Annotated in this window: 9 protein-coding genes; 6 read left to right on the top strand and 3 right to left on the bottom strand. The window is 36.1% G+C overall.

Annotation, left to right across the window (positions count from 1 at the left end; genetic code table 11):
* Positions 1-346: 346 nt before the first annotated feature.
* Positions 347-901 (top strand): DUF5698 domain-containing protein, encoded by a 555-nt coding sequence (locus tag PHD84_10125; GenBank protein MDD5638150.1) that lies wholly within the window; start codon positions 347-349, stop codon positions 899-901.
* A gap of 3 nt (positions 902-904) precedes the next feature.
* On the opposite strand, the gene PHD84_10130 is transcribed toward PHD84_10125, so the two are convergent.
* Complete coding sequence (locus PHD84_10130) at positions 905-1,696, bottom strand: NTP transferase domain-containing protein (GenBank protein ID MDD5638151.1); 792 nt, start codon at positions 1,694-1,696, stop codon at positions 905-907.
* A 293-nt stretch (positions 1,697-1,989) separates the two neighbouring features.
* Here PHD84_10130 and PHD84_10135 point away from each other — a divergent pair, with 293 nt between their 5' ends.
* The 5 genes from PHD84_10135 to PHD84_10155 all read left to right on the top strand — a co-directional run bounded on the left by PHD84_10135 (position 1,990) and on the right by PHD84_10155 (position 5,645).
* On the top strand, positions 1,990-2,553 hold the full coding sequence (locus tag PHD84_10135; protein MDD5638152.1) for a methylated-DNA--[protein]-cysteine S-methyltransferase: 564 nt from the start codon (positions 1,990-1,992) through the stop codon (positions 2,551-2,553).
* 54 nt (positions 2,554-2,607) lie between these two features.
* Complete coding sequence (locus tag PHD84_10140) at positions 2,608-2,760, top strand: hypothetical protein (protein ID MDD5638153.1); 153 nt, start codon at positions 2,608-2,610, stop codon at positions 2,758-2,760.
* Between the two features lie 58 nt (positions 2,761-2,818).
* Entirely contained in the window at positions 2,819-3,466 is a 648-nt protein-coding gene (locus PHD84_10145; protein MDD5638154.1) for a 3D domain-containing protein, read from the top strand.
* 64 nt (positions 3,467-3,530) lie between these two features.
* Positions 3,531-4,265 carry an MBL fold metallo-hydrolase gene (locus tag PHD84_10150; protein ID MDD5638155.1) on the top strand — a complete coding sequence of 245 codons (735 nt, stop codon included), beginning with the start codon at positions 3,531-3,533 and terminating at the stop codon, positions 4,263-4,265.
* A 12-nt stretch (positions 4,266-4,277) separates the two neighbouring features.
* Entirely contained in the window at positions 4,278-5,645 is a 1,368-nt protein-coding gene (locus PHD84_10155) for an FAD-dependent oxidoreductase (protein ID MDD5638156.1), read from the top strand.
* Between the two features lie 38 nt (positions 5,646-5,683).
* Here the strand turns inward: PHD84_10155 and PHD84_10160 are convergent, their stop codons facing one another.
* Positions 5,684-6,364, bottom strand: coding sequence for a methyltransferase domain-containing protein (locus PHD84_10160; protein MDD5638157.1), 681 nt, complete (start codon positions 6,362-6,364; stop codon positions 5,684-5,686).
* 68 nt (positions 6,365-6,432) lie between these two features.
* A partial coding sequence (locus PHD84_10165) for an asparaginase domain-containing protein (GenBank protein MDD5638158.1) occupies positions 6,433-7,180 on the bottom strand: 748 nt, incomplete at its 5' end.

Here is a 7,180-nt window from a genome sequence, read left to right on the forward strand (position 1 = left end):
CCTGGATAAACTGATAGCTGGTTAAGTAGGATGCAAGCATCTTAACCTCCTGGTCTATAACCGGTACTTGTATCCTCTCATGAGGAATCAGAATCTGATAGCGCCAGATGGTATGGGCATCGATATTTTATTTTTCTTATTTTGATATAATATAATTTGATAGTGTATATTTCGTTAAGTCCGCCGTATAATTATAGATTAGATTTAATCTTTTGACAATTGAGTCTGGACTATTTTAATGAATTTTCGAACCAGATTCGCAATCTAAATTTGAGGCATAGAAGCTAATAAATATTGAAGATGATTTTTATAATGAGAATACAAATATGAACAGAGGTGTACTAAAATGACTGATATCTTAAATGAAATACAAAATCTAAATCCTTTTATTTTTGCTTTAATAATATTCATTTTTAGAATTATTGATGTTTCACTGGGGACTTTTCGTGTTCAGATGATTGTTAGTCGGAAAAAATTATTAGCTGCAGTTGTAGGTTTTATAGAAGTATTTATTTTCATCTTCATTATATCCAAAGTCATTCAGGATATAGGCAATTGGATGAATGTCCTGGCCTACTGTGGAGGTTTTGCTGCCGGAAATATCATGGGCATTACTATTACTGAGAAGACTTCGCAGGAGATGATTTCGGTGGGAATAATCTCCAAAAAACATTGGCCAGAAATTGAACAGCGTCTTCGCGAAGAAGGATTTGGGGTTACCCGCAATCTTGGCTATGGATTGCAAGGAGAATTACAGGTTTTACGGATTATAACCCAGCGCAGCTTATTTCCCAAGATTCGTGATGTAGCTCTGGAATATGATCCCAAGGCTTTTATCACTTCTTATCTTATTGTGGGTAGATCAGGGGGGTATATCTATAATGTGAAGAGTAAAATCTAAGCATTATTGATGTTTTCTTAAACTTTTTAAAGCCTCCAGCTGGATTGGCTTATCTATATCAAGAGCAATTTCAGGTGATGCCTGTATCGCTTTTCCGGTATATCCTTTGAGATATTGAGGAACCATTTTTTCCAGATCTCTGATAGAAAGATATTTTTTCAGGTATTTAATTGCTATCCTTCTTCCTAAAATACTGGCCATTTTGAGCGGATGTTTACGAAAAAGAATGAATTGTTCTATGGTATCGGTACAATCCATGATTACTTTGGGATTTATTAAAAAGAGATTGCCTCCTGTATAAGAGCCATCAACTAGATTGGCATAAATTCTTCTTAATTCATTATAGGGAAATTGATTCATATAGGATTCCTTATTAATAATGGCATAATAGATATCAAATCCGGGATGAGCAAGGCAATCTTCTATAAAACGTTCTATGTGTTTACTTGATACAAGAGGGAGGTCACAGGTAATAATTAAAATATAAGGCTCATTTTGTAAGATAGAAATGCTTTTTTTCAGAGTATCTATCAGGGTAGTACCGGAGGAAACTGCAATAAGGGACTGGGATTTTATCTCCTGCTGAACTTCTTTAGGACTGGCAACATATAATTGCGATATATATTTATTATTCTTTAATACCTCAATCATATGATGGATAATTGGACGGGAATCAAGAGTATTAATGGTCATTAACGCTTTATATTCTTCACCGGTTAACTTTTGTAAGGCATGCTTGCTTTTTCCCCCAGCCAGCAAAAGGGCTTTATATTTTTTATCCACTTTTATTTCCATAATGTTTTTATCTTTTATTTATTCTATTATATAATAATGAGAAGAAAAAGGTCTATCGATAAGCTAATATATTTTTTCCCTGAAGATTGCCGCATGTGGTAATATTTTCTTGAAAAGATTAGATTAAAGGATAGATAAAAAAGAGAAAAGATAAAAGCAGAAGTTACTCATAAAAGTTTAAGTCTTTTTTGAGGATGTTGACAGTTACTGGCTACTGACTCTAAGCACTATTTGTCAGTATCAAATCTCATTAGTGTGTATATTATAATCAGAAATTAGAAAGAGGTTAGGCAATGCAAGAAAGTATTTCTAAGCAGGAAATTAATATCCCTGAAAAATTAATATATTATGTTATCATAGAGACGGTAATGGGATGGATGGGAATAGCAAGTAATAAAAAAGGTTTAATTAGATTGATATTACCAGAAAGTTCATCTGAAAATGTCTGGCAACAGCTAAATATTTATTTCGCTTCCCAGAAGATACTAGTCAGAAAAGATAAACAATTTGCTTCTTTGACCAAATTGATTAGAGATTATTTCCAAGGAAAACCAGTAGAATTCAGCCAGGAGAAGATTAATCTTTCTGGTTATACTCCTTTTCAAAGAAGAGTTTTGTTAACAGCAAAGGAAATCCCCTATGGGGAAACCAGAACCTACCGTTGGTTGGCTGAACAATCCGGTTTCCCACGAGCTTATCGGGCTGTCGGTGGAGTTATGAAAATCAACCCACTTCCGCTGATTATTCCCTGTCACAGGATTATTGGCAGCAAAGGGCAGTTAACCGGTTTCTCTGCCCGGGGTGGAGAGGAATTAAAAAGGAGAATGCTTGTCCTGGAAGGAGTTTTAATAAGATAAGCAAAACAAAGCAAGCTTATGGTATTCTAATAGTTACGAGATATCGGAAGGGGTATGAGTTATGGAAGGAATCTGGCATCAGGCTTTATTTTATGTCAGCCATCCAGCTTATTTCCACTAAAGGATATAATTTTTCCAGTGGCGATAACCGATTATACTGCCTATTGTAGTTGGCAATCTATGCATTGTATGGTTTTTGGTTTATAAATCGTGCCAGGGTATCCTGGCTTTTTCCAATATTGACCTTAGCGGGAAGTAATAAATAATGAAACATAGTTCTGAAGAATTCTCAGTTTATCATTTAAAGATTTATTCTTTTCTTATTTTAATTCTGATACTGTTATGTTTTGCCTTACCGGCAGTTGCTAATATTTATGTTATCAAGGATAAACAAGGAAATGTTATTCGCGTTACCAATCAACATCAAATGCTAAAGAAGGAAAAAGATGCCGGTTACACCATTACTATCTTAATAGAAGACCAGAAAGAGAAAAAACAAGTATCCCAATTTAGATATAATTTTAAGGAAAAAATTGATTGGATAAAAGTTCGGGCTGCAGCTCAGATAATTGAGCAGAAATTAAAAAACAGATCCGAGCAGGAGATTAATTATCCTGTTTACCAGGTCCTTGCTACTGCCTATACTCCTGATGAGAGATGTTGTGCACCTTATGCCGATGGTTATACTGCTACCGGTTACCCGGCAGGTTATGGCAGTATTGCTATTGACCCGGATTATGGCATATTTCGCTATGGCGATGTATTATATGTAGAAGGTTATGGTCTGGGAGTCGCTGATGACTGCGGCAGTGCCATCAAAGGGAAGCATATTGATGTTTGTTTTAATTTAGGAGAATTACAGAAAGCGGATAACTGGGGAAGAAAATATGTCAGAGTGTGGAAAATTGAATGATTATTTAGGTAATGGTTTTTAGTTATTAGTTTTCAGTTTAAGAGGAAAAAATAGGAGGGTGTGTATGTTAAAAATTGTTTTAATATTATTAATACTCTCAGGATTAGCGAATACTTCCAGAGCCCAACCTTCATTGGAAAAGGATTATTTTAAAACAGTAGAAGGAGAGCTGGAAATAACCTTCATTGGACATGGTACTCTTATTCTTGCTTTCCAGGATAAAGTTATTCACATAGATCCCTGGAGCAATTTAGCTGATTATCACGAATTACCCCAGGCTGATATTATTTTAATTACTCATGAACACACTGACCACTTAGATTTGAAGGCAATTGAATTGATTAGAAAAGAAGATACAGTTATAGTATTAACTGAGGTTTGTCAGGAGAAGGTTGGATCAGGATTGGTAATGAAAAATGGAGATACTCAGATGGTAAAAGATGTAAAAATTACTGCAGTTCCAGCTTACAATATTCAACATAAACGTGATAATGGTCAACCCTTTCATCCCAGAGGAGAGGGCAATGGCTATATTCTTAATTTTGCTGATTTAACTTTATATATAGCCGGAGATACTGAAAACATACCAGAAATGGCAGATTTGAAAAATATTGATATTGCTTTTCTTCCCATGAATTTACCCTATACCATGACTCCGGAAATGGTAGCTGAGGCAGCAAAGGTAATAAAACCTAAAATACTCTATCCTTATCATTTGGGTAATACCGATACCAATCAGTTAATTGAGTTTTTAGGAGACCAGAAAGATATCGAAATACAGATTAGAAAAATGTCCTGATTGGAGTTAATTATGAAAGAACGTTTTATTGTAATTGGCGGAGATGCAGCAGGAATGAGTGCTGCCAGTAAAGCTAGGAGAGAAAACGCGGAGCTGGAAATAATAGTATTAGAAAAAGGCGGCTGGGCTTCTTATGCTGCTTGTGGCTTGCCCTATTATTTAAAGGGGAATGTTAAAAACATAGAGGATTTAATTGCTATTCAACCTGAAATATTCAGGAAGGAAAGAAATATTGACTTACGCTTAAACCATGAAGTAACGAGGATTAATCCTGAAAAAAAGATAATTGTTGCCCAATCCCCCCAGGGTGAAATAGAACTTACCTATCATAAACTTTTAATCAGTACTGGGGCAAAAGCAGTCAAACCAAAAATTAAAGGTATTGATTCTCATGGTGTCTTTTTCCTGCGGGATATAACAAGTGCCATAAAAATTAAGGAATATTTAGCAGAGAGGGCACCAAAATCAGTCCTGATTGTAGGAGGGGGATACATCGGTCTGGAAATGGCAGAGGCATTCTACTCCCTGGGAATGTCTGTTCAGATAGTAGAATTACTGCCACATCTCCTAAATTCTTTTGGCCTGGATATAGCAGAAGTAGTAGAAAAATATATTAAGAACTATGTCAGATTGCATTTAGGTAGACGGGTAAATAGTATTCGAGAAATTGATACTGGTAAATTATCTGTTTATGTCAGTGCTGAACAGGATAAACAACAGGAAGATATAGACACAGAAATGCTCCTGATAGCGACCGGAATTGTACCTGAGGTTACCCTGGCCAGAGAAGCCGGTATAAAATTAGGTCCAAGAGGAGCCATTGTTACTGATGAATTCGGTGAGACTAATACCCCTGATATCTATGCTGCGGGAGATTGTGCAGAAGTGAAGAGTATTGTAACAAATCAAAATACTTATATTCCCCTGGCTTTGACTGCTAATCGTAATGGCCGTGCTGTTGGTAGTACCATTGGAGGGAAAAAGACTCGTCTTTCACCCATCGCAGGTACTGCTGTAGTCAAGGTATTTCAACTGGAGGTTGCTACCACAGGACTAATGGATATAGAAGTTGCTCAAAAATATGGATTTAATCCCATAAAAATTACTATTGACAGTCGCTCTCGAGCCGGGTACTGCCCTGGTTCTAAGCCTATTAAAATAAGTTTAATGGCGGACAGTAACACTAAAAAAGTACTTGGCTGCAGTATGGTGGGCGAGGAAGGAGTAGCAAAAAGGATTGATATTGTTGCCACAGCACTTTATAGCAGGTTAACTGTTGAACAGCTGGAAAATCTTGATTTGGCTTATGCACCTCCTTTTTCACCGGTCTGGGATCCTGTTCTTACTGCTGCAAAAGTACTGAATGAAAAATTAGAGTAAAAAATAGAAGAAAGAAAGTGTTAATAATTATCTATAATTCAATCTAATAAGGGGACAAAGACATATTGTTCCATTGTAGTATCCTTGATTACTTTACTATTTTCTTTTTTTAGGATAATCAAAGGACCATGGGTATAGGGACAAACCAGAATACCTTTCTCCTTGAGTACTTTTTTAGCTAATTGAAAAATTAAGTTTTCCTGTGTTTTATTAATACCGGCAGTAATAATGATTCTGTCATATTGTTCCTGCCACGTATTAAGCTGTTTTAAAATATTTAGTAGCTTAAATTCAATATTACTTAATTTTCCCCGATCTTCATAGTTCAAGTTTCTCTTCAGATTATTTAGATTTCCCTGAGCTTTTTCTATCAATTGAGGTACAATATCCAGACTTAATACTTTCCCGGGATGAATTAAAAATCCAGCCAAGCTGGCATTCCAACCACTTCCAGCACCAAGTTCTAAAAGATTTTTTCCACTTTCCAGTTCAGCTATCATAAGCATTCTGGCAACTGTAGATGGCTGAGAGATAGTCTGATTATATCCAATGGGCAGAGCTGTATCAAAATAAGCATCTTCTTTATCCCGGACAAAAAACACTCTATCTACTACCTGTATAGCACTAATGATGCGATTTAGATTATCTTTCTCTTTACTGCTGGCAGCCAGATATGATAAGTTGTTTTTAACACTTCTTACCAGATGTTCTCTATTCATATCTCAAACTCCTGTAATATATTATGTATGCCTCTTATATTCTGGCATTGGTACATTGGCCTGAAAAACTAAAAAGGACCCTGAATATATTTAGCAAGAATAGTACCAGGATTAACAAAATCATTTAATAGGGCATAACAAGCTAGGGAATGGATAAATTCAATAGGATAATCCATTTGATTCCATACTTTAAATCCATCCCGAGCTAACCAGGCAATACCGACATCCTTATAGTAATCTGGTTTCTTAATATCACCCTCCGCTTGACTGCAGGCAATTATACATGGCTTATCTTTCTCTCCAATAAATGTTTCTCGGAGATAATTGAGCACTTTAAGCGGTGCATTTCCGGCACCAAAGCCATAAATACAGATGATTTTGTTAGTAAGGTCTATCAGTGGTTCCATTCCTGGAACACACATTAGCCAGCTTACTTTTTTGCATATTTCTCTAACTTTCTCTATTGGGAGTGGTAGCATTTTTTTTAATCCACTAGGAACAGTATAATATGGAGATGGAGTAGGTGTTCTTCTGTTATGCAAAGCCCAATCCATATTAAAATAAACCGGTATCCCATTAGTAGCAGTAAAAACATCAGGATGTGTAGCATGAGACTTATGGGCTCGATTTCCCGGAAACAACTTCCAATTACAGTAAATCCAGACCCCCGGGAAGCGATAATAGACTACTTGAGCAGCACCAGGCACATTTATTGTGACATCCTCTGGCATATAATCCAGGGTTAGCTGGCTTCCGGTCAAAATAATAGGAATACCAATATCGGGGAAGCAAAGACTTAACCAGGAAGATAAATAA

The organism is Atribacterota bacterium (genome assembly GCA_028717805.1).
GTDB lineage: Bacteria > Atribacterota > Phoenicimicrobiia > Phoenicimicrobiales > Stramentimicrobiaceae > Stramentimicrobium.

Bases quoted from the DNA above. Each gene is read 5' to 3' on its own strand.
- PHD84_10125 (MDD5638150.1), top strand. From the start codon at position 347: ATGACTGATATCTTAAATGAAATACAAAATCTAAATCCTTTTATTTTT.
- PHD84_10130 (MDD5638151.1), bottom strand. From the start codon at position 1,696: ATGGAAATAAAAGTGGATAAAAAATATAAAGCCCTTTTGCTGGCTGGG.
- PHD84_10135 (MDD5638152.1), top strand. From the start codon at position 1,990: ATGCAAGAAAGTATTTCTAAGCAGGAAATTAATATCCCTGAAAAATTA.
- PHD84_10140 (MDD5638153.1), top strand. From the start codon at position 2,608: ATGAGTTATGGAAGGAATCTGGCATCAGGCTTTATTTTATGTCAGCCA.
- PHD84_10145 (MDD5638154.1), top strand. From the start codon at position 2,819: ATGAAACATAGTTCTGAAGAATTCTCAGTTTATCATTTAAAGATTTAT.
- PHD84_10150 (MDD5638155.1), top strand. From the start codon at position 3,531: ATGTTAAAAATTGTTTTAATATTATTAATACTCTCAGGATTAGCGAAT.
- PHD84_10155 (MDD5638156.1), top strand. From the start codon at position 4,278: ATGAAAGAACGTTTTATTGTAATTGGCGGAGATGCAGCAGGAATGAGT.
- PHD84_10160 (MDD5638157.1), bottom strand. From the start codon at position 6,364: ATGAATAGAGAACATCTGGTAAGAAGTGTTAAAAACAACTTATCATAT.